This window comes from Symbioplanes lichenis (genome assembly GCF_030709675.1).
GTDB lineage: Bacteria > Actinomycetota > Actinomycetes > Mycobacteriales > Micromonosporaceae > Actinoplanes > Actinoplanes lichenis.
On the sequence record NZ_JAUZQD010000017.1, the window covers coordinates 223,161 to 245,034 of the forward strand.

Consider the following 21,874-nt stretch of genomic DNA (forward strand, 5'->3'; position numbering starts at 1 on the left):
GCCGATGTCCCTGCTGCAGGAACTCGGCGCCCAGCTCCGCGCCACCTCGGAGGAGCTGCCCACCGGCCCTGTCACGGTCGCCCGGGAGAAGCTGACCAGCGCCACCGAGCTGCTCAACTGGGTGCGCCAGACGTCCGTCGACCCGCTGGGCGTACCGCAGCTGGGCAATGCCGTCGAAGCGGTCGAGCGCGCGGCAGCCGCCCTGCGCCTCGCCCAGGAGGCGATCGCGCAATATCTGGCCGCCGCGGGCCTGGCCGCGGGCGAGGGTGCCGCGCCGCCCGAGGCCGACTACAAGGCCGGCCTGCGCCCGCAGGAGGCCGAGGCCGTCGCCACCGAGACGCAGCCGGCGCCCGAGGAGCTGGGCCCGTGGTGGTCGCGGCGGGTGGCCGAGCTCACCGGCGAGGCGCCGCCGGCCGAGCCGGCCGAGCCCCGCAACGGCGCCGGCGACACCGCCGACCTGCTGCGCCGCGTCGCCGCCGGGGTGCGCTCCGGCGACCGGGCCCGCGTCGGCCGCGACCTGCACCAGGTCAACGCGGCGACCGGGCTGGGACTCTCCGCCGCGAGCTCGCCCGTGCTGCACCGGCTGGCCGGCGACCTGCTGGGGCACGAGCCCCGGCCCGAGGATCTGAAACGACTGCAGAGCGCCGCCACCGGCCGGGTGAAGTCGCTGCTGCCCGGCACCCCGCCCGAGGTGCTGGACACGCTGCTCGCCCGGATCTGCCGCGCGCCCGCGAAGAACGAGCAGCCCGCGCACCCCGCCGATTCGGCCGTCACCGCGAGCGTGCTGACCGGGGTGCTGCTGGCCCGGCTCGGCCGCGACCCGGAGACCCTCGATCCGAGCCGGCCCGAGCCCGTACGGAGCCCGAACGTCGATGCCTGAGTCCCTCACCCAGCAGGTCGTCGAGGTCCGGGCCGCGCTCTCGCACGCGCTCGGCATCGCCGTGGAGGCCCGCGACGCCGCGCGGGACGAGCTCGACACCGCCCGCGCCCGCCGGGGCAAGGTCGTGGCGGCCGCCCGCGAGCGGCGCGGCCGGATCAAGGAGCAGCGCGACAAGCGTCTGCACCAGATCGACGAGGAGCGCGACCGGGCCCTGGCCGACCTGGCCGGGGCGGCGGCCGAGACAGCGCTGCTCGCGGCCCCGGGCGCGGCCGGCTCGGCCTGGAACGTCTGGGAGGCGACCCCGGCGGACACCGGCACCCCCGCGCCCGAGCTGCGGGCCGGGCTGCTGCGCCTCCCGTACGCCGGGGAGGTTCCCGCCCTCGTCCCGCTCCTCGACCGCGGGCACGTCGTGGTCCGCGGCGATCAGGCCGTCGGCGACGACGTGGTGGCCGGCCTGCTGCTGCGCGCTCTGGGCAGCGCCGAGCCGGGCCGGGTCGTCCTGACCGGGTACGACCCCGAGCAGCTCGGCGGCGGCCTGGCCGGCTTCGCCCCGCTGGCCCCGGCCGGGGTGCTGCGCTTCGTCGGCCCGGGCGGGCTCGGGGCGCTCCTCGATGAGCTGGTCGACCACGTCCGGCGGATCAACGAGACCGTGCTGGCCGGCGAGTACTCGTCGCTGCGCGAGCTGAGCGCCGCGACCGGGCGCCGCCCCGAGCCCTGGCGCGTCGCCGTGCTGCTCGGCTCGGGGCGCTCCGACGAGCTGTCGCGGCACGAGCGGGGGCAGCTTTCGCGGCTGCTGCGGACCGGCGCCGCGTGCGGTGTCCACCTGATCCTGCGGAACATGCCCGCCGAGGACGGCACCGCCGAGATCATCAGCGCCGCGCCGGGGACCGAAGGCCGGGTGAGCGGGTGCGGGGACCTGCCGGTGGTCTTCGACGCCGGGCCGCCGCCGAGCCTGGTGACCCAGACCTGCCGGCGCATCGCGGACGAGGTCGCCGCCGGACCCGCTCCGGTCGCGCTGGACAGCCTGCTACCCGCCGAGGAGTGGCAGGAGAGCGCGGCCCGGGCCCTGACCGCCCCGCTCGGCGACAGCCCGCAGGGGGCGCCGGTCGAGGTCACGCTGGCCGACTATCCGCCGCACGCGCTCATCGCCGGGCCGTCGGGCACCGGCAAGACAAACCTCATCTACGCCTGGATGGGTGCCCTCGCCGCCCGCTACTCCCCCGACGAGCTGGCGTTCTATCTGCTCGACTTCAAGGAGGGCGTGTCGTTCGCCCGGTTCGCGCCGGGCCGGCGGGACCCGAGCTGGCTGCCGCACGTACGCCTGGTCGGGGTGAACGTGAACACCGACCGCGAGTTCGGCCTGGCCCTGCTCCGCTTTCTCGGCGCCGAGCTGCGCAGCCGCGCCGACGCCGCCAAGCGGCACGAGGTCACGAACCTCGCCGAGCTGCGCGCCGAGGACCCCGAGGGGCACTGGCCGCGCATCGTCGCCGTGGTCGACGAGTTCCAGGTGCTCCTCGCCGGCCGCGACGCCGTGGCCGCCGAGGCGGTCGACCTGCTCGAGGACCTGGCCCGCCGCGGCCGCTCCCAGGGCATCCACCTGGTGCTGGCCAGCCAGGACGTCTCGGGCATCGAGGCGCTGTGGGGCCGGCCCGCGCTGGTCGCGCAGTTCTCGCTGCGGATCGCGCTGCCCCGGGCCCGCCGGGTGCTCGCCGAGACGAACACGGCCGCCGAGGCGCTGCCCCGCTATCACGCGGTGGTCAACGCCGACTCGGGCGCCGTCGAGGCGAACCGCGTGGTCCGGGTGCCCGACGCCGGCGACCGGGAGCGGTGGAGCGCGCTGCAGCACCGGTTGTGGCGGCGGCGGCCGCCGGACATGCCGGCGCCCCGGCTCTTCGACGGCGACGCGATCCCGCGGCTCGACGAGAAGCAGCTGTCGTTCCCGGAGGCGGCGGCCCCGGTGGTGCTGCTGGGCGAGACGATCGACGTGGCGGCGCGATCCGCGCGTACGGTGCTGCGGCGCGCCCCCGGCCGCAACATCGCCGTCATGGGCACGCGCGTCGAGGAGGCCTGCGCGATCCTGCACACGGCGGCCCGGTCGCTCGCCGCGCAGTTCGCCCCGGGGGCGGCGCAGTTCAAGGTGGCCTGCCTCGACCCCGACGCCGCCACCGCCGTCACCGCGCTGAAGGTCGTGCTGCCGCCCGGCGACACGGACTACTACAACTCTAACAATTGGGACAATTTGCTCGATCTGGCCGCCGACCGGGCCGAGTACGGGACCGCGGCCGACAAGCCACTCTTCCTGTTCCTCTATGCCGTCGACGCCGCGCCCGGTGGCGATCTGCTGCGCCGGATCCTGCGGCAGGGGCCCGAGCGCCGGATCCACGTGATCGGCTGGTGGCGAGGGGCCGCCCTGCTGCGCGACACGCTCGGCGGGCAGGCCAGCCGTACGGATGTCATCGGGTCGTGGGTGGCTCTGGACGTGCACGGCAGCGAGCTGTCGCCCTACTACCCCGGCCACGGCTCCCCCGCCTGGTACCCGCGGCCGTGGCGGGCCCTCCACTTCGACCGCTCGGTGCATCGTGGCGCCGAGGTCATCATCCCCTACGGACCGTCATGACTCCTGACCCCGACGGCGTCCTCGAGCGCCGCACGCCCGACTACCGCAGCGTCGTCAAGAAGCTGACGGAGCTCGACGACGACGCGGCGAACCACCGCACCGAGGCCCGCACCTGGCACGACACCCGCGCCGCGGAGGCCGACGAGGCCGTCCGGGCCGCCGACCGGCGGGTGCGCGAGGCCGCCGCCGCAGCCGACGCCGCCCAGCGCCGCCTGGACGAGGTCGACGCCACGGTCGAGCGCCTCTGGTCGGACTTCGCCCACACGGCCGGCCGCCCGGCGGAGCGCTTCGGCCGCCCGCCCGGCCCGGTGGTGCCCCGCCAGCGCGACCGCGCCGTCGAGGACTACCTCCAGGAGGCCGAGGCCACGGCCAACCGTAAGACCGCGATCAAACCCATCAAAGGCGCGGCCCTCCTGTACGTCGGCCTGGGCGCCCTGGGCGGCGCGGTGGGCCTGGCGGCGTGGTCGCTGCTGCGCTGGGCGGGCCGCGAGAGCGGCGGGGACCTCGCGGTCGGCCTGCCCGTGGTGGCCCTGATCGTGGCCCTCCTCGGCCCGATCCTCGCCGTCATCGTGGCCAAGCGCGTCGCGGACCGCACCAAGGAACCCCTGGACGCCTCCACCGTCGTCACCGTCCTGGCGTCGGCCCTCATCACCGCGGGCCTGATCCTGGTCATCGTGCGCAACAGTGCGGCCACCGGGTGAACGCCCGATGAAGTCTGCTGTGGACACTCCCGGGTTTGTGCCACCGGAGGTCGTGGCCCGAGGCTGAACCGCGCGTGCTGCCCAGCGTTCGCCGCACCGTCGCCGAGGCCGGCGTCGTCACGGGCCGGTTCCTCGCCGCGAACGGCACCCCGGCCGCGGACACCGCGGGCGGCCGCAGCCAGTACGCCCACCAGTCCCCGGACTACGCCTCGGCCGACCTGATCACCCTGACCTCGGGCACGACGACCGTGGTCGACGACCAGCTCCTCTGGGACCCGGTGAGCTGACCGGCCACCGGTGGCCGCTCCGGACTCTGCGTCCGGGGCGGCTGCCGGCCTGGGGCCTTTCTCCGGGGCGGCTGCCGTTCCGGGGCAGACAGCGCGTCCGTTGCCGGAGGGGGCGTGGGGACCACCATGGGACCCGGCCGGCGGGGCTCGTTTCCCGGGCCGCGGGAGGTCGGGGTGGCACAGGGATCGGCGTTCGAGCGGGAGCGCAGGTTCCTCGTGCACGACACCGGCATCGTCGAGCCCCACGCCGGCAACATCATCGTGCAGGCCTACCTGTACGTGCGGGACGACTACGCGGTCCGGGTCCGGCGCACCTATCTCCCGGACGAGGCGGGCGGCTACCACGAGGGGCCCGCCCTGCTGGCCGTCAAAGGACCACGGTCCGGCGGAACGCGCGAGGAGCACGAGATGGAGCTGCCGGTGCCGCTGGCCCGGGAGCTGATCGACCGGTCCGAGCACAAAGTGACCAAGCTGCGGTACCAGATCGTGGAGGGGGCACACGTCTGGGACGTCGACGTGTTCTCCGGCTCGAACGAGGGACTGGTCATCGCGGAGTGCGAGGCGAGCGACCTCAGCGCGGTGGTGCCGCCGGACTGGGTGGCCGAGGAGATCACCGAGGACGCGCGCTACAACAACGAGAACCTGGCGGTCACCCCGTACGGGTCCTGGGGCTGACCGTCACCCGTTGGCGGGACAGTCGCCGGGCCGGCCGCGGTCTAGCGTGGAACGACACCACGGCGGGAGGCCCCGGATGGACGTACAGCTCGAACGGCTGGCCAACGACGCGGGCCTCGCCGTGGCCCGGCTGCTGGCGACCGACGACTGGCAGGTGGCGGAGCGGGCCGTGCACCGGCTCTGGCAGGCCGCCGATCCCGCACGGGCCCCGATGGTGGCGGCCGAGCTCCGGCAGAGCCGCGACGAGCTGGTCGGGACGGGGGCCGCGCAACCGATGCGCGACGCCCGCGACGCCCTCGTCGCGGAGTGGCGGGCCCGGCTCAAGCGCTTGCTCGTGGTCGACCCCGAGCGCGCGATCGCTCTGGCCGCGGTGCTCGAGGAGGACCTGGCGCCGGCTCTGCGCGGCGCGGCGCCGGGCGAGCTGCCCGCCGAGCCCGGGCCCGGCGGCCGCGGGGTGACCGTGACGGGCTCGTTCAGCGACTTCGTGACCGGCATGAACGTCGCCCTCCGCGGCGTCCACGACCGCTGATCATGGATTCCACCAGCGGATACGTGCTGGCCGGCTGTCTCGGGGCAGCGATCGGCGCCACCGAGCTGGCAAGCCGCTACCGCGACGACCCGGGCCGTTCGGTGCTGCAGCCGGCCGCGCTGCTCTACGTCCTGACGAACGCGGCGGCGAGCGTGGCCGCCGTCGCGATCATCCGCGTGTTCGGCTGGACCTTCGGACAGACCGGAGCCGCCCGCGACCTGGTGCAGACCCTCGCCGGCGGGCTCGGGGCGATCGCGCTCTTCCGCACCAAGCTCTTCGCCGCGGCGGAGAAGGGGTCGAACTTCAACTGGGGCCCGGGCGGCCTGCTCGAGCGCATCCTGGCCGTCAGCGACCGCCAAGTCGATCGCTACCAGGCCAAACGCCGCAGCCAGGTGGCGAGGGAGGTCATGAGCGGCGTCTCCTTCGACCGCGTCTACGTGACCCTCCCGGCACTGGCCCTCAGCCTGCTGGAAAACTCGTCCCCCGACGACCAGTCCCGGCTGAAGGCGGACGTGATCGCCCTCAAGGACGACGAGCTGATGTCCCCCGAGGACAAGTCGCTGCTGCTCGGCGTGGCGGTCATGCGGATCACAGGAGTGCAACTCCTCGTCCGCGCCGTCGCGGGCCTGTCCGGCCGGGACGGCGTCCCGGCGCCCCGGCGCAAGCCGCCCGTCACGGTCCCGTCCTCGCGCCGGTCGCCTTCCGGCACCTGACGCGAGAGCCCACGGCCGGCGGGCCCGCACCCCCCGGCCCGTTTCCACGTCGGGCTCGGGTGAGGCGCGTTCGCCGGCCTGGCCCGGCACATGATCGCGCGGCCGGGGTGAGCCGCGTGCGCCCGGGCCGGGGACGGCAGGTGCTCGCGCCCCGCACGAGTAGTCCGGCCCCGGGTGAACGCTCTCCGAGGGAGCCCGTACTCATATCTGCCGAAGGCCGCGCCCACCGGAAGGGGGACGCGGCCTGGCGGAACGCGGGTTTCAGACGGCCGGGACCAGGACGGCCTCGCGGAGCAGGCGGCGGGCGAGCACCAGACGGTCCTCGTCGTCGTCCAGGCCGGGGAGGTCGCTCACGCGGTGCGGGGTGCCGTCGAGGGCGAATCGCAGGGCCGGCTCGCAGAACGACGGGAAGCGCAGCGTGCGTCCTTCGAGCTGGAGGACGACGTGGTCCGGGCCGTCCGTGGTGAGCTGCCAGAAGAGGCCGTGGCGCACGGCGACGGCCGCGGCGGGCGTGAGCTGCTCGGCGTAGGCCAGCTGGGCCAAGGGCTTGACCGGCTGCGGGCGGCGGGCGGACCAGGCGCGGGTGCGGAGGCGGGCGGCCACCGCGGCCGGGTCGGCGGTGAGGAGCCAGTCGCGCAGGGCGGTGACTGTTTCCTCGAGTTCGGGGGCGACTTCCTCCGGGTCGGCGACGTCCATGGCGTACGGGAGGGTGGCTCGGAGCCGTTGGTCCTCCGCCGCGAGGTGCAGGAGCTCCTCGACGATCGCGTAGCGGGTGAGGGCGCGGACCCCGAACGTCAGGTGCAGGCTGCGCTCGCCCTGGGCCTCGGCGGCGTGGAGCCAGCCGCGCGGCAGGTAGAGGGCGTCCCCGGGGTGCAGGACGACGTCGAGGGCCGGGTCGCCGGCGGCGGTGGCGCCCACCTCGTCGGCGCGGCCGCCCCAGGCCTGGCGTTCCAGGGGCTCGGGGAGGACCGGGGGGTGGATCTTCCAGCGCTTGGTCCCGTCGACCTGCAGGACGAAGACGTCGTGCGTGTCGTAGTGGGTCGCGAAGCCCTTGTTGCCCGGCGGGGTCAGGTAGGCGTTGACCTGCAGGGGCTGGTTGAGCTCGGCGCCCAGGCGGCGCGCGTGGTCGATGATCGGGGGGTGGATGCGGTGCAGGCCCTGCAGGACCAGGGTGGCCCCGTCGGCGTACAGCTGCATGACCTTGTCGTCGCGCACCTGGTCGCCGATCTCGGCGCCGGCGCCGCCGCTGCCCGTGAAGGCCGAGGCCGGCATCACCTTGCCCTGGTTGGCGACGCGCAGGAACGGGGTGCGCAGGCCGCGCTCGCTCAGCAGCTCGTCGACGGCCTCGGGGGCGAGCAGGTCCCGGAAGCCGTCCGGGCCGGCCAGCTCGTCGGCCCGGGTCAGCAGCGGCTGCCGCCCCCAGTAGGCCTCGGCGAACTTGGCCGGGTCGGCCGCGACGGCCCGGGCCAGGGCCGGCGCCGTGGCCGGCCCTGGAACGGAGGTGCTCATCAGGAGGCGGAGCCGTCGGCGCCGCCGTCGTGGCCGCCCGGGTTGGCGCCGCCGTCGGCCGGGCCCTCGCCCGCCGAGCCGTCCGCGCCGCCGTCGTGGCCGCCCGGGTTCGCGCCGCCGTCCGCCGGGCCCTCGCCCGCCGAGCCGTCCGCGCCGCCGTCGTGCCCGTTCGGGTTCGCGCCGCCGTCGGCCAGGCCCTCGCCCGACGTGCCGCTGCCGCCGGTGATGTCGTCGTCGTTGAGTCGCATCACAATTCCCTTCCCTCGGTGTGACCCGCTGGTACCCGTTTCGATCACCGGAAAACCGGTAAGCAGTCCGGCGTGCTGGTGATGGGGACCTCAGGCTGGCAGTACAAGGACTGGCGGGGCGAGGACCGGCTCTATCCGCCGAAGCTGCCGCAGCGGCTCTGGCTGGAACATTTCGCCTCGTCGTTCGCGTCGGTCGAGGTCAACAACGCCTTCTACCGGCTCCCTGAACGTGACACCTTCGCGGACTGGCGCGCGCGGACGCCGGACGACTTCTGCTTCGCCGTCAAGATGAGCCGCTATCTGACGCACATCAAGCGGCTGAAGGAGCCCGCCGAGCCGGTCGCCCGGTTCTTGTCGCGGGCCGGCGCGCTCGGGGACAAGCTCGGGCCGGTGCTGCTGCAGCTGCCGCCGACCCTGCAGGCCGATCCCGGGTTGCTGCGCGGCGTTTTGTCGGAGTTTCCGGAACATGTTCGCGTCGCGGTCGAGCCACGGCACGACAGCTGGTGGAATGCCACCGTTCAGGACATTCTGCAGCGGCACAACGCGGCTCTCGCCTGGGCCGACCGTAGCGGCCGCCCGGTTACACCCCTCTGGGTGACAGCCGACTGGGTCTATCTCCGGCTGCACGAGGGCCGGGCCCACCCGTGGCCCCACTACGGCCGGAACGCGCTCGCGACCTGGGTGGACCGGCTGCCCGGCCTCCCCGCCTACGTCTATTTCAACAACGACCCCGGCGGCGCCGCCGTGACGAACGCCACCACCATGGCGCGCCTCGCCCGCCGCCGCGGCCTCGATGTCACACGCACCCCGTAGGGTGGACGGAGTGCTGACCGTCGAACTGAACGGGCGCGTGCCCGACCTGACCGCGATGCACCGCATCGCGACGCTCGGCTACGGGCACTTCACGAGCATGCAGGTGCGCGCCGGCCGCGTCCGCGGGCTCGCCCTGCACCTGGCGAGGCTCGCCGACAGCTCCGAGGAGCTCTTCGGCCACCGCATCGGCGTCGCCGAGGAGCACCAGCTGCTCGCCCGCGTCCGCCACGCCCTCGGCCCGGTCCGCGACGCCTCCGTGCGCGTGACCCTGGTGCCCGGCCCCGGCGAGCAGGACCCGCCGGACGTGCTCGTCTCGGTCACCGACCCGGCCCCCGAGCCCCCGTCGCACCCGCTGCGCGTGCAGACGGTTCCCTACGAGCGCGACCTGCCGGAACACAAGCACCGCGGCACCTTCATGCTGAACCACCACGTCCGCGAGGCGACCCTGGCCGGCTTCGACGACCGCCTCTTCGTCGGCCGCGACGGCCTGGTCAGCGAGGGCACCACCTGGAACGCCGCCTGCTACGACGGCGAGGAGATCATCTGGCCGGCCGCCCCGATGCTCAAGGGCATCACCATGGTCCTCCTCCAGATCCAGATGTCCATCGACGGCACCCCCTGGACCCTCCGCCCGGTCCAGGCCAGCGAACTCACCACCTTCGCCGGCGCCGCCGCGGTCAACTCCCACGGCGTCCGCGGCATCGGCAGCATCGACGAGGTGCCGGTCGCCGACCAGCGCGCGGAAAAGATCCTGCGCGAGACGCTGGCATCGGTGCCGTGGGACGAGCTCTGAGCCGCGCTGCCCGTACGGGGCCGGCGTGAACGCGCCTCACCCGCCGCGTACAGCCTGGCGCCACGCGGCTGCTGTCCGATCGTCGTAGTAGCGCGTGTAGCCGCAGCCCCACGCCGTTGCCCGGCCGGCGGCGGTGTCACCGCTCACCAGCAGCCGCGTCCCGATCTCGTAGACCGGCCCGGCCTCGCCCGCGAGGACATGCGGCGGGAGTGGTGCCTGCATGGTGGCTGTCGCCGTCGGGCCGGAGCCGCCGCGGAACCATTCGTTGACCTCGAAGGTCACGGTGGCGGTCGGCACATCACGGCTCGTGTCCACCGCGATGGCCGTGACCGTGCCGTCGAACGACAGGGTCCGTGCGGCCACCGCGGCGAGCGACTCGGGCGGAAGGCAATCCGACAGGCCCGAGTCGGGCAACGGGCCACCGCGGGCGGCCGGGTCATCGCGCATGACGACGGGTGTCAGGGCCAGCGCGGCCACCGTCAGGCTCGCGGCGAGAACCCACCCGGCTCGACGTCTCCGGACGGTGCGCACGACCCGCTCGGGGGCGGCCGTGTCCAGCTCCGGCGCCCGGCCCGCGTCCTCGCGGAAGATCTCGGCAAGGCGCTGCTCGATCGGCTCAGCCATGCTTGTTCCCCACTTCTGCCGCACGCAGCCCGGCCAGCGCCCGGGAGGCGGTGGCCCGGACGGTGCTCGGACTGATCCGCAGGAGATCCGCGATGGCGTTGTCGTCGAGGTCGGCGTAGTACCGGAGCACCAGGATCGTCCGGGCCCGGGGCGGCAGCCGCGCGAGCAGCCGCCGGGTCTCGTCCCGGGCCGCCACCTCGTCGGCGGGATCCGCGATCGTGCCGCCCCGATCCGCCGGCGCCTCCGCCGGGATCTCCGCCGAGGACTTGAGCCGCAGCCGGCGCAGGTGCGCGTTCACCATCATCCGGCGTACGTAGGCGTCGCTGTTCTCCGCCCCGCGGACCCGGCGCCAGTGCCGGTACACGTCGACCAGCGTCGTCTGCGTCAGATCCTGCGCGGCGTGTGCGTCCCCGCCCGTGAGCACATGAGCGAGCCGCATGAGGACATGTCCCCGCTGTGACACGTACTCCTGGAACGTCATGCGCACCTCCACGTGAAGAAGATGCGCCGGCGGGCGCCGGCCGCTGCGTCGCCCACCAAGATTCACTCGTCGCCACGCCGGCGGGATGTCGCCGGCCCGCACCGAGCAGAGCCGCCGTGACGCCCGGGCCGACGGCTGCCGCCCCGGTGAGCAGCGGCCGCCTCGCAACAGCGCCGCGCTGATCGGTTCCGAAGGCGACAGCCGCCATGCTGACCAGGTCCCGGGGATGGGCCGCTTCGAAGACCGCGAAAGCGATGCCGACCGGCGCCGTTCCCGCCAAGGAGGGTGCCGACGGTCACCGGCGGCGACGAGACGGGGCGCCGGACAGTGCGCCGGCCGTGCGGGCCTTGGGTCGCGTCCGGGAGCGGGAGGGGGCAAGTGGTCGCGGCGCGCGCGGTGAGTCGCGTGCACCTGGGCCGGGGCACGGCAGGGGCTCGCGCCCCACACGAGTAGTCCCGGCCGTGGCGAACGCTCCCGGGGGGAGCCCGTATTCATATGGGCAGCCGGCGGCTCATTCGCTCAGCAGGTCCACCAGCGTCTTGGCGTTGCGCTGGGCGTTGTCGCCGTAGCAGTTGTTCATGAAGACCTGGGTGCGGTCGGTCGCGGCGGCGAGGGAGCGGAGTTTCGGGGCCCAGGCGGCGAGCTCGGCGCGCGAGTAGTCGTAGCCGTACTTCTCCTGGATGTCCTTGCTGGTCCACTTCGTGCTGTGGCCGTGGAAGCGGACGACGGCCAGGTCGGCGGTGGCCTCGGCCAGCGGCGGGACCGACGAGGAATAGCCCTGGGGCATGTCGACGCAGACCAATGGCAGCTCGTGGCGGCGCAGGAAAGAGAGCGTCTCCCCGGCGTTGTCGCCGTCGAACCAGCTCGCGTTGCGGAACTCGAAGACCGGGCGCAGCGGGCGGCAGCGGGCGACGATTTCCTGCAGATAGTCCTTGTGGTCGCGGCGGATGCCCCACCACGGCGGGAACTGGAAGAGAATCGCGCCGAGTTTGCCGGCCGCGGCGAGCGGGTCGAGGGCGGCCAGGAAACGGGTCCAGACGTCCTCGTAGGTCTGCGGCGGGAGATCGTCGGGATAGACGTTCTTCTTGCCGGTCTCCGGGCGCAGATCCTTGTAGAGCGAGGTCACCTTGGTCGGATGCCCGGTGAGCAGACTGTACGCCTTGATGTTGAACGTGAACTCGGCCGGCGTGCGCTCGGCCCACAACCGGGCGGTCTGCTCGGCCGGCGGCCCGTAATAGGTGCTGTCGACCTCGACCACCGGGAACTGCTTCGCGTAATAGGCGAGCCGTTTCTCGGCGTTGTCGGCACTCTTCGGGTACCAGCCCGAGGCGATCAGGGTCTTGTCGGTCCACGACGCCGTGCCGACCTGGATCTCACCCATGCGCCCACATTAGTCCGCCTCCCGGGGGTGACCCGGGAGGCGGACGGTCACGCTCGATCAGCCCGCGCGACGCTCGCGGTTGGCCTTGCAGTGCACGCACGTCGTGGCCGACGGGAAGACCTCGAGCCGCTCGACCGGGATCGGGTTCGAGCAGCCCTCGCAGTTGCCGTAGGTGCCCTCGTCGAGCCGCTGCATGGCCACCTCGGCCTGCGTGCGGCGGTCGAGCAGGGTCCGCAGCAGCGACGTCGCCGCGTCGCGCTCGGCCGTCTTGGAGCCGCTGTCCGCCTGGTCGTCACCGGCGGCGTCGCCGATCTCGACCAGCCGCAGCCGCTGGTTCTCGGCGACCGCCTCCTCGTACTCGGCGTTGAGGTCGTCGTACCGGGTCTGCAGCAGCACCCTGACCCGCTCCAGGTCCTCACCCGAGCGGGACCTGGCGGTGTCGGCACCTTTACCCGTGATGACCGCGCTGTTGACGAGCATGTGCTCCCCCTGCCCTTCCCTCTGCCCCTGCCGGTGGATCCCCCGCCCCGGCCCCGGTTCGCACCGTGGCCTCGGCTGATACCCACCGCCGAAGATCCCAAACGGGATCCCCGCAAAAAAGTAACCGCAGCATAACTGTCAGTGCTCGCTACCGCCACGGACTGGGCCAAGCTGCTTTCGCGTCGCAGGTCAGAAGGGGTCATTCACTCATGGAAGGAGCACCACGGCGGGCCGCCGCGGGTCGTCGAGGCGCACCACGACGTCGGCGAAACCGGCCGGATCGACCTCCGCCGCATAGCGGTCCAGGGCCGGCAGCGTCCACACTTGATCTTGGTCCGTGCGGCGGCGCAGGGCGGCCGGCGACAGATGCAGGTGGACGGTCAGCTCGAAGGGCAACCCCGCCCCGAGCAGCAGCGCCCCGCTCACCAGGACCACGGCGCCGGGCGGCAGCTCCTGGTACGGCTCCCGGGCGGCCCGATCGGCGGCCGCGTCCCAGAGCCGGGTGACGACGCGCCCGCTGCCGGCCGGACCCGCCGGGTCGAGCACCTCGCGGCGCAGGCCGGCCTCGTCGAACCAGCCGTCGTAGTAGGAGTCCGGGTTGGTCCGCCCCAGCTCCAGGCGTACGGACGCGGGGCGCAGGAAGTCGGCGGTGGCGACCCGGACGGCCGGGCGGCCCCGGACCCGCAGTGGGTCCACCAGCGCGTCGGCGAGTGCCCCGGGCGCGGCGGCGTCGGCCCCGTCGATCGCGACCCGCACCCGCCCCGCGGGGTGGTCGCGCACGATCCGCTCGGCCAGCTCCTCGACCAGGACGTCGACGGAGACGGGGCGGACACGCACCCGGCCACCCTACTCGTGCGGCCGCACCACGATGCTGGCGTCGTCGGCCAGCCGGTAGCCCACCCCGTAGACGGTGGTGATCAACGGGACGGTGCCCAGCTTCACCCGGATCCGGCGGACGTGGACGTCGACCGTGCGCTCGCCGGTGTGCTCGTAGCCCCACACGCCGGTCAGCAGCTGCGCCCGGCTGAACACCCGCCGCGGGTGGTCGGCGAGGAACTGCACGAGGTCGAACTCCAGCCGGGTCATCGGCAGCAGCTCGCCGCCCACGAGCATCTGCCGGCTGGCCAGCAGGAGCGTGATCTTGGCCGGCGAGCCCGGGGCCGGCGCCGGGGCGTCCTCGATCTGGGCCACCGCGTCGCCCGCCTGCACCAGCTCGCGAACGACCTCCAGCAGCCGGCGGGCCTGCGGCGGCAGCGACTCGCCGGTGAGCGGAATGTCGATCGTCACAGTCACGGCGGCCGGTTTCCCGCCGATCCTTTCGACGGCGGTGACCGGCATGAAAAGTCCTCCCCGAAATGGCACCCAGCAACAGCTGTCGATATTTCCGGGGGCGCCGCAAACAGGTCAAGGCGGCATCCACATGCTGGGATGACCGTTTCAGAATTCGTTTCCGGCTTTTAATTCGCCGGTTGATTGAACGCGGGCGGGATCCGCCATCCGGGCACCGACGGCCAGCGCACGGTCAGCACCACGGTCTCGCTGTCCCGCGCCTCCCAGGAATGGTCCTGACCAGGGCCCCAGACCACATAGTCGCCGGGCTCGCGCAGCACCACCGTCCGGTCCCGCAGCTCGATGTGGAACGTCCCGCGGATCAGCACCAGCAGCGCCGTCCGGGTCTCCTGAGTGGCCCAGGTCTTGCGCCGGTCGCCCGGCGGGTGCACGCCCCACTTCACCTCGACCTCGTCGCTGTGCAACAGGTCACCGTCCGGCATGAAATGGCCGAGCAGCCAGCCCTGGTTCCGCATGCCGTCCGCCCCGGCCTTGCCCACGTAGACCCCGTCGCTCACCAGCGCCCCCTTCGAAATGTGCCCGGTAGAACCGCATCGTAAGGTGAGGGCATGGCCGAGGAATTGGACGCTGAAACCATCGCCTTCGCGCACCGGGTCTTCGATCTCGCGCGGACCGGCGGCACGGACGAGCTGGCCGGCTTCCTGACACAGGGCCTGCCCGCGAACCTCACGAACGACAAGGGTGACACGCTGCTGATCCTGGCGGCCTACCACAACCACCCGGCGACCGTCGCCACGCTGCTCGAGCACGGCGCCGACCCGGCCCGGGTCAACGACCGGGGCCAGACGGCACTGGCCGCGGCGGTGTTCCGGCAGAACGCCGAGACGGTCGAGCTGCTGCTGAAGGCGGGCGCCAAGCCGGAAGACGGCGGCCCCAGCGCGCTGGAGACCGCCGACTTCTTCAAGCTGCCCGAGATGGCTGCGCTGCTGCGCGGCGTGTGAGCCGGGCCGGGGCCGCAGCGCGGCCCCGGCCCGGCGTCATTCCCCGCTTGACGTCAGGCGCCGGCCGACCGCCGCGATGAGGCGGTCCAACTCGGAGCCGAACGGGTTGTCGTGCACCAGGTAGGTCCACGTCGCACTCGGCCGGACGATCTCGGCGCGCTCCGGCTCCCACCCGTCGGTGAGGTCCGTCGCCTCGAACGTCTCGATGGTCCGGCGCTCGATCTCGGTGAAGACCTTCTGGAAGGCCGGGACCGCGGCCCGGTGGAACTCGTCGAGCGGGTCGAGCTTGCCCAGCGCCCGCAGGTGCACGCCCTCGCGCACCTCGGACAGCTCGGCCAGGTGGTCGACCCAGAGCCGGTCCAGGTGGTAGAGCGCGATGGACCGGGCGGCGTCGGAGAGCACGTCCTCGTCGGTCTCCTTGGCCTTCTCCGGGGACCGCTCGAGCAGCATGATCGCGGCGACCTCGCTGGTGAGCAGCCGCTCCCGGCGCTCGGCCAGGGCGACGCGCTGCTGCTCGATCACCACGCTGTAGCGCCAGGTGTTGCGGTGGATCTCGTGGTTGACGCCCTCGGCGACCCGCTGGGCGTGCTCGACCGCGTAGTCGACCTGGTCGTCGTGCACGACGCCGTCCATGTCCATCCGCGGCGAGGCGGGCAGGATGTCGCCCGCGTGCCGGGTCACCAGCTCGTCCTCCAGCGACACGAAGAACACCGAGCCGCCGGGGTCGCCCTGCCGGCCGGCGCGGCCGCGGAGCTGGTCGTCCACGCGGCGGCTGTCGTGGCGGCCGCTGCCGATGACGTACAGGCCGCCGAGCTCGACGACCCGGTCGCGGTCCTTCTCGTCGCTGCCGCCGAGGCGGATGTCGACGCCGCGGCCCGCCATCTGCGTCGAGACGGTGACCGCGCCGAGCGCGCCCGCCTCCGCGATGATCGCGGCCTCCTCGTCGTCGTTCTTGGCGTTGAGCACGTTGCTCGGCACCCCGGCCGCGGCGAGCTGCTTGGCCAGCAGCTCCGACGCCTTCACGTCGAGGGTGCCGATGAGCACCGGCCGCCCCTTCTCGTGGGCGATCTTGATCTCCTCGACCAGGGCCTCGTCGCGCATGTCGTGCGCCGAGTAGATCCGGTCCGGCTCGTCCTCGCGGATGTTCGGCGTGTTGGACGGGATGACCGCGACCTCGAGCTTGAAGTACTCGCGGAGCTGCTCCCCCACGTGCACCGCGGTCGCCGTCATGCCGCAGACCGTCTTGTAGAGCGCGATGTACGCCTGGACCGTGATCGTGTCGAGCACCTCGCCCTCGGCGGTGGCCCGCAGCCCCTCCTTGGCCTCGACGGCCGCCTGCAGCCCGTCGGGCCAGCGCCGGCGCTGCGCCACCCGGCCGCGCATCTCGTCGATCAGCTCGACCCCGCCGTCGCGCACGATGTAGTCGACGTCACGCCGCAGCAGGGCCTCGGCGTGCAGCGCGACGTTGACGGCGGAGAGCTCCCGCACGTGCTCGTCGGCGTACAGGTCGATCTCCATCTTTTCCTCGAGCTTCTTGAGCCCGGCGTCGGTGAACGCGACGCTGCGGCCGTCCTCGGCCACCTCGTAGTCCTTGCCCGCCCGCAGCTCGCGGACCAGCTGCGCCGCGTCGACGACCGGGTCCTCGGCGCCGGCGATGCTGCCCGCGAGCACCATGGGCACGCGCGCCTCGTCGATGAGGATCGAGTCGGCCTCGTCCACGATCGCGGTCGCCAGCTCCCGCTGCACGCGGTCGGCGATGTCGGTCACCAGCTGGTCGCGCAGGTAGTCGAAACCGGCCTCGCTGACCGACACGTAGGTGACGTCGGCGGCGTACGCCTCCCGGCGCTCCTCGTGCGTCATCGCCTCGGTCACCCAGCCCACGGTGAGGCCGAGCAGCTTGTAGACCGGCTCCATCCACTGCGCGTCACGCCGGGCGAGATAGTCGTTGACGGTCAGCACGTGCACCGGGCCGTTGCCGAGCCGCACGTGCCCGTAGGCGGCGACCGTGGCGGTCAGCGTCTTGCCCTCACCGGTGGCCATCTCGGCGACCTTGCCGCTGAGCAGGGCCATGGCGCCGAGCAGCTGGACGTCGTACGGACGCTGGTCGAGCGCGCGCCGCGCGGCCTCGCGCCCGGCCGCGCAGATCTCCTCGAACGTCTTGGCCTCGCCGGCCTTCTCGGTCAGCGCCTCGTCGTCGAGCTCTTTCAGTGCGTCCTCGCGGGCCTCGATGTCCGGCAACCGCTTCCGGAGCGGCGCGAGATCGACCGTCGTGCCCGGACGCTGCAGAAACTTGCGGAACCGGCTCTTCAGCCGCGAAGACACACCCATGGCGCTGTACGGTACTTCACTTTCCTGCGCGCGAGGCGGCGACCTGCGCTCTGCCGGGACTGGGAAAAAGATCAAAATCTGGCTGTCGCATCTGGTTGCATGGCGCAGACCGTCGCTCCCGCCGAGGCCGGCGCCGACGGGCCGAGGAGCTGGCGCTCCAGAGCAGCCCGCCGGCGCCTTCATTCTGCGTGCGTGGTCACTGCAAGGCCGTTTCGGGGCTTTGGTCACACTGTGCGGATCTCAGGAGTCGTAGGCACCGGGGCCTGGACCCCGGGTGGCCGCACCCGGTGTTCGGTGGCATCCTCGGGTTTGCTGTGCGACCGGGCGGGGCACAAGGGACGCGCGACGCGACGGGAACGACGCGACGGGGCGAAGGGGGGCGGATGTCGAGCCAGCTGGTCTGCCGGCCGGAACAGGACCTTCCGGTGGCGATCCTGCGGGTCAGCGGCACCCTCGACACGCTCACCGGCGACGCCCTCGCCCGCGCGGTCGCCCGCGCCCTGGCCAACCAGCCCGAGTCGCTGCTCCTCGACGTGAGCGCCCTGACCGTCCCGCAGCCCGCCGCCCTCGACGTCCTCGGCACAGTGGTGTGCGAGACGTCGGAGTGGCCGGCCGTGCCGATCGTGCTGTGCGGAGCGCCCCCCGAGACGGCCCGCACCATCGCCGAATGGCCGGGCTGCGCCGCCGTCAGCATCGCCCCCACCTGCACCGACGCCCTGGCCGACACCAAGCCGGAGCCGGAGCCCAGGCGCATCCGCGTCCGCCTCCGCCCGGTCCCCGACGCCTGCCGCCAGGTCCGCCAGCTGGTCACCCAGACCTGCGCCGCCTGGCACCGCAGCGAGATCGCCGCCACCGCCGCTCTGGTCGCCACCGAGCTGGTCGCCAACGTGGTCCGCCACGCCCACACGACAATGGAGATCACCCTGGGTCTCCGCAACGACCGCATGTGCCTGACGGTCCGCGACGGCAGCAGGCTCCTCCCCCGCGCCAAGGACCCGACAACCGCCGAAGCCGGCGGGCGCGGTCTCCACCTGATCCGCGAGCTGACGGACGGCTGGGGCGTCCTCTCCGTCCCCGGCGGCAAGGTCGTCTGGACGCACCTCGCCTGAGGCCTGTGTTCACGGCCCGAACTGACGTTGCGCCGGGCGGATCGGGCTTCTAACGCGGCGGCAACCCGCTCGGCGCGTCGTCCGGCCCGGCAGGCGGCCAGGACGGCGGCGGAGTGGCCACGTCCGGACCAACTGGGTTCAGTCCGGTGCGATTCGGAGCGGCTCCCTGCGGGGCGGCCGCACTCGGCCCGGTTGCGGCAGGTCGCCCGAGGAGTCCCGAAGGCGCCTGGTCCCCGTTCCCGCCGAACCGATCCCGATCCAGGCCACTCGCCGCGCCGGCCGCCCCCAGCCCGAACTGCTGCTGACCCCCCGGAGGAGGCTGCTGGCCCGCCGGAGCCGGGGGCTGTGCGGCTGCCGCCGCTCCGAACTGCTCAAGCCCCGACGGCTGCCCGCCCGGCCCGTGCTGCCCCATGTCCGGCGCCTGCAGCGGAGGCCGACCCGACTGACCCAGGCTCGGTGCCGGCAGGGGCGGGCTCCCCTGTTGGCCCATGTCGGGCGCCTGCAACGGAGGGCGGCCCGACTGGCCCATGTCCGGCGCCTGCAACGACGGACGGCCAGGCTGACCCATGTCGGGCGCCTGCAACGGAGGGCGGCCAGGCTGACCCATGTCGGGTGCTTGCAGGGGCGGGCGACCCGGCTGGCCCAAGCTCGGCGCTTGCAGAGGCGGGCGACCCGGCTGGCCCAAGCTCGGCGCTTGCAGAGGCGGACGTCCCGGCTGCGGCGGCTCCATCGACGGCTGGCCCTGCGGCCCGAACTCCGGCGGAGTCAGTGCGGGACGCCCCGGACCACTTTCCGCCCCCGGGAGACCTTGACCGAGCCCTGGAGCCCCCGAAGGACCTTGACCGGACTCCGGCGCGCCCGGCCGGGCCTGACCAAGCTCCGGCGCACCCGGCCAGGCCTGACCGAGCTCCGGCGGCGCCGCGGGACGCTGCTGGGCGAACTCGGGAGGTGTCAGAGCAGGCCGCTGGTGACCGGCTTCCGGAGAGGGCGGCGTGCCATCGGGCCGGCCGAGCTGGCCACCTATCGCCGGGGCGCCGAGACCGGACCCACCGTTCACGTCGCCACCCGCCCCTCGGGGAAGCCCTGCCCCCGGTCCAGCCGGCAAGTCACCGGACGGCGACCCCGGCAAGTCCACAGGCGGCGACCCGAGCGAGTCACCAGCCGGCGAACCGAGTGAGCTACCCATCGGCGAACCGAGTGAGCCACCCGTCGCCGAAGCGAGCGAGCCACCCGCCGCCGACGCGAGACTGTCGCCGAGCGGAGGCGTCAGGGGCGACACGCCGTTGGTGGGAGCGGGCGGACGGGCCGACGGGGTGAAGCGGGGCGCGTCCAAGGGACGGTTCTGCTGTACGAAGAGGGGCGGCCCGAGCAGGAGCGGGTCGACGTCGGTAGGCACTCGGGGCGCGGCCGGACGCTCGTGGGTCGGCTGCGGGGCAGGGGCGCCGGAATACATGCCCGGCTGGCCCGGATGCTGCCCGGACTGATCCGGATGAGACATGGGCCGACCTGGATGCAGCCCGGCTTGACCCGGATGCGGCATGTGCTGGCCGGGATGTGACAGGGGCTGGCCGGGATGTGACATCGGCTGACCGGGATGTGACGTCGGCTGATCGGGATGCGGCTCGGCTTGACCCGGATGCGGTATGAGCTGACCTGGGTGCGGTCCGGCCTGACCGGGGTGCGGGGCTGACGGGTTCGGATACAACCCGGATTGACCCGGATGCGGCATCGGTTGGCCAGGGTGCGGGGCCGCGAGCGGCGGTTGGCCGGACGACGGGATTCCGCTCGATGCCGGTGGGAAGGCCGCTGGGGGCGCCTGCGGGAAGGGCGACTGCCCGGCGGGCGACTGCGCGGCGGGCGGCTGCGCGGCGGGCGGCTGCGCGGCGGGCGGCTGCGGCCGTTCGAAGGAGGAGGAGAGCTGCGGCGAGGACGGCGGCTGCGGGGACGGGTGGAAATCGGTGCGGTCGGCGGCGGGCTCGGGACGGTTGGTCGTGGGGGGCTCGGGGCGGCTGGGGGCTACCGGCGGCCGGCGGTCGAGGGTGGGGGCCGGGGCGAAGGTAGGCGGGTGTTCCGGGGGCGGGGTGACGCTCGGGCCGGCGAAGGGCTGGTGGGCTCGGCGATCAGGGGCTGACTGGGGGTGGAGGCCCGGTGACGGCGCGTCGGTTGACGGGGACGGGCCGAAGTGGCCGCCGCCCGAGGTTGGCGCGGTGGGCAGGGCTGCCGGTGACGACCCAGCCGAGAAGGAGGGAGCGAGTGGAGCGCCGGCGGGCGGCAGGGATGACAGCGGGGCGGCGGACGGCAGGGACGACAGCGGGGTGGCGGGCGGCGGGGAGATCGGGCGGTTGTCGGGGCGGGGGCGGAAGGCGGCGGGGGGTTCTTCGGGGCGGGCTCGGTCGGCCGGGCCTGGGGCGGCCGACGTGGCGGGACGGGTCGGCACCGCCGGCGAGTCGCTGAGAGAAGAAGGGCGGGACGGGGTGGACAGGGGGTCAGGGAAGGTGGAGGGGCGGTCGAAGGTGGGGGGCGGGGCGTAGGTCGGGGCGGCCGGCGGGAGCGAGGGGCGGGTGGGCTGGAGCCAGGCCGAGGCAGGAGCGGGGTCGAGCGGACCGCCACCACGGGGAGCAAGGTCGAGGGGGCTGTCACCGCGGGGGGCGGCGTCCAGCAGGCCGCCACCGCCGGGAGCAGGGTCGAGCAGGCCGCCACCGCGGGGAGCAGGGTCAAGGGGGCCGCCCCGAGGGGTGGGGTCGAGGGGGCCGCCGGCGCGGGAGGCGGCGATGAGGCCGGAGGATTCGGCGAGGCCGGCGGCCTGGACGACTTCGGCGGCGGCTCGGGCGGGGGCGCAGGGGAGGCGTTCGCCGCAGAGGGGGCAGATGGTGGTGCCTTCGGGGGCGGCGTGGGCCTGGAGGGTGTCCCAGGCCGTGCGGGCCAGGATGCTGTCGGACTTGATGTAGTTCGTGCCCGTGCCGGCCATGGCGTCCACCCCCGTTGCTTCGCCCGTCAGAGATCAGTTCACCGCGTACCGGGCGGAAGCGGGCGGGTTTCGCGCAATCAGGGCGAAGGGAGCCGGCCCGGCAAGAGCGGGGGCGCGGGCGGTTTCCGGGGCTCGGGGGCGGGCATCACTCGGCGCATGACTGTCACAGCTGACGAGCACGGGGCCACCGTCATTCCGTACGAGGACGGGCCGCTCCTGCTGCGCGGGGAGTTCACCATGCGTACGCCCTCCGGTGAGGTGATCGACCCCGGGCGCGGGACCGTGGCGCTGTGCCGGTGCGGGCGGTCGGCGATCAAGCCGTTCTGCGACGGGACGCACAAGGCCGTCGGCTTCCGGGCGGGAACGGGCCGCGACACCCCGGCCCCCCGCGAAAGCTGACACAAGAACGCGCCCGGCGAAGCGGACAAGAACACGCCCGGCGAAGCG

At 73.7% G+C, this 21,874-nt stretch carries 22 protein-coding genes; 12 read left to right on the top strand and 10 right to left on the bottom strand.

Annotated elements, in window-relative coordinates; genetic code table 11:
- The first annotated feature begins 4 nt into the window (after positions 1-4).
- The 7 genes from RAN62_RS34610 to RAN62_RS34640 all read left to right on the top strand — a co-directional run bounded on the left by RAN62_RS34610 (position 5) and on the right by RAN62_RS34640 (position 6,402).
- Positions 5-880 carry a hypothetical protein gene (locus RAN62_RS34610; protein WP_305789051.1) on the top strand — a complete coding sequence of 292 codons (876 nt, stop codon included), beginning with the start codon at positions 5-7 and terminating at the stop codon, positions 878-880.
- Positions 873-3,497, top strand: coding sequence for an FtsK/SpoIIIE domain-containing protein (locus RAN62_RS34615; RefSeq protein ID WP_305789052.1), 2,625 nt, complete (start codon positions 873-875; stop codon positions 3,495-3,497). The genes RAN62_RS34610 and RAN62_RS34615 overlap by 8 nt, the downstream gene beginning before the upstream one ends.
- Positions 3,494-4,198, top strand: a complete 705-nt coding sequence (locus RAN62_RS34620) for a hypothetical protein (RefSeq protein ID WP_305789053.1) — start codon at positions 3,494-3,496, stop codon at positions 4,196-4,198. Before RAN62_RS34615 ends, RAN62_RS34620 begins: the two co-directional genes overlap by 4 nt.
- A 74-nt stretch (positions 4,199-4,272) precedes the next feature.
- Positions 4,273-4,485: a hypothetical protein gene (locus RAN62_RS34625; protein ID WP_305789054.1), complete on the top strand. Its 213-nt coding sequence runs from the start codon at positions 4,273-4,275 to the stop codon at positions 4,483-4,485.
- Positions 4,486-4,659: 174 nt separating this feature from the next.
- Positions 4,660-5,160, top strand: coding sequence for a CYTH domain-containing protein (locus RAN62_RS34630; protein ID WP_305789055.1), 501 nt, complete (start codon positions 4,660-4,662; stop codon positions 5,158-5,160).
- A 76-nt stretch (positions 5,161-5,236) separates the two neighbouring features.
- Positions 5,237-5,689 (top strand): hypothetical protein, encoded by a 453-nt coding sequence (locus tag RAN62_RS34635; RefSeq protein WP_305789056.1) that lies wholly within the window; start codon positions 5,237-5,239, stop codon positions 5,687-5,689.
- Positions 5,690-5,691: 2 nt separating this feature from the next.
- Positions 5,692-6,402 (top strand): hypothetical protein, encoded by a 711-nt coding sequence (locus RAN62_RS34640; protein ID WP_305789057.1) that lies wholly within the window; start codon positions 5,692-5,694, stop codon positions 6,400-6,402.
- A gap of 261 nt (positions 6,403-6,663) precedes the next feature.
- Here RAN62_RS34640 and RAN62_RS34645 read toward each other — a convergent pair whose 3' ends face one another.
- Positions 6,664-7,911, bottom strand: a complete 1,248-nt coding sequence (locus RAN62_RS34645) for a cupin domain-containing protein (protein WP_305789058.1) — start codon at positions 7,909-7,911, stop codon at positions 6,664-6,666.
- Entirely contained in the window at positions 7,911-8,159 is a 249-nt protein-coding gene (locus RAN62_RS34650; RefSeq protein WP_305789059.1) for a hypothetical protein, read from the bottom strand. Before RAN62_RS34650 ends, RAN62_RS34645 begins: the two co-directional genes overlap by 1 nt.
- 81 nt (positions 8,160-8,240) lie before the next feature.
- Between RAN62_RS34650 and RAN62_RS34655 the strand changes: the two genes are divergently transcribed.
- Positions 8,241-8,972 carry a DUF72 domain-containing protein gene (locus tag RAN62_RS34655; protein ID WP_305789085.1) on the top strand — a complete coding sequence of 244 codons (732 nt, stop codon included), beginning with the start codon at positions 8,241-8,243 and terminating at the stop codon, positions 8,970-8,972.
- A gap of 10 nt (positions 8,973-8,982) precedes the next feature.
- The gene (locus RAN62_RS34660) at positions 8,983-9,765 is read left to right on the top strand and encodes an aminotransferase class IV (RefSeq protein ID WP_305789060.1); all 783 of its coding nucleotides are present in this window, start codon (positions 8,983-8,985) and stop codon (positions 9,763-9,765) included.
- Positions 9,766-9,801: 36 nt separating this feature from the next.
- Here RAN62_RS34660 and RAN62_RS34665 read toward each other — a convergent pair whose 3' ends face one another.
- From RAN62_RS34665 to RAN62_RS34695, 7 genes are all read right to left on the bottom strand, one after another.
- Entirely contained in the window at positions 9,802-10,389 is a 588-nt protein-coding gene (locus tag RAN62_RS34665) for a hypothetical protein (RefSeq protein ID WP_305789061.1), read from the bottom strand.
- A complete protein-coding gene (locus tag RAN62_RS34670) occupies positions 10,382-10,882 on the bottom strand; it encodes a SigE family RNA polymerase sigma factor (RefSeq protein ID WP_305789062.1) in 501 nt (166 codons plus the stop codon). Before RAN62_RS34670 ends, RAN62_RS34665 begins: the two co-directional genes overlap by 8 nt.
- A gap of 499 nt (positions 10,883-11,381) precedes the next feature.
- Complete coding sequence (locus tag RAN62_RS34675) at positions 11,382-12,251, bottom strand: DUF72 domain-containing protein (RefSeq protein WP_305789063.1); 870 nt, start codon at positions 12,249-12,251, stop codon at positions 11,382-11,384.
- A gap of 57 nt (positions 12,252-12,308) precedes the next feature.
- Positions 12,309-12,731: a TraR/DksA family transcriptional regulator gene (locus RAN62_RS34680; protein ID WP_305789064.1), complete on the bottom strand. Its 423-nt coding sequence runs from the start codon at positions 12,729-12,731 to the stop codon at positions 12,309-12,311.
- Positions 12,732-12,938: 207 nt separating this feature from the next.
- Positions 12,939-13,568 carry a nucleoside/nucleotide kinase family protein gene (locus RAN62_RS34685; protein WP_305789065.1) on the bottom strand — a complete coding sequence of 210 codons (630 nt, stop codon included), beginning with the start codon at positions 13,566-13,568 and terminating at the stop codon, positions 12,939-12,941.
- A gap of 9 nt (positions 13,569-13,577) precedes the next feature.
- Complete coding sequence (locus RAN62_RS34690) at positions 13,578-14,069, bottom strand: winged helix-turn-helix domain-containing protein (protein WP_305789066.1); 492 nt, start codon at positions 14,067-14,069, stop codon at positions 13,578-13,580.
- 119 nt (positions 14,070-14,188) lie between these two features.
- Entirely contained in the window at positions 14,189-14,578 is a 390-nt protein-coding gene (locus RAN62_RS34695) for a cupin domain-containing protein (RefSeq protein WP_305789067.1), read from the bottom strand.
- A 51-nt stretch (positions 14,579-14,629) separates the two neighbouring features.
- On the opposite strand from RAN62_RS34695, the gene RAN62_RS34700 reads away from it, so the two are divergent.
- Entirely contained in the window at positions 14,630-15,022 is a 393-nt protein-coding gene (locus RAN62_RS34700) for an ankyrin repeat domain-containing protein (RefSeq protein WP_305789068.1), read from the top strand.
- 36 nt (positions 15,023-15,058) lie between these two features.
- Here the strand turns inward: RAN62_RS34700 and secA2 are convergent, their stop codons facing one another.
- The gene (gene secA2 / locus RAN62_RS34705) at positions 15,059-17,350 is read right to left on the bottom strand and encodes an accessory Sec system translocase SecA2 (RefSeq protein ID WP_305789069.1); all 2,292 of its coding nucleotides are present in this window, start codon (positions 17,348-17,350) and stop codon (positions 15,059-15,061) included.
- Between the two features lie 383 nt (positions 17,351-17,733).
- On the opposite strand from secA2, the gene RAN62_RS34710 reads away from it, so the two are divergent.
- Positions 17,734-18,459, top strand: coding sequence for an ATP-binding protein (locus tag RAN62_RS34710; protein WP_305789070.1), 726 nt, complete (start codon positions 17,734-17,736; stop codon positions 18,457-18,459).
- 3,124 nt (positions 18,460-21,583) lie between these two features.
- Positions 21,584-21,826 carry a CDGSH iron-sulfur domain-containing protein gene (locus tag RAN62_RS34715; RefSeq protein ID WP_305789071.1) on the top strand — a complete coding sequence of 81 codons (243 nt, stop codon included), beginning with the start codon at positions 21,584-21,586 and terminating at the stop codon, positions 21,824-21,826.
- Positions 21,827-21,874 lie beyond the last annotated feature (48 nt).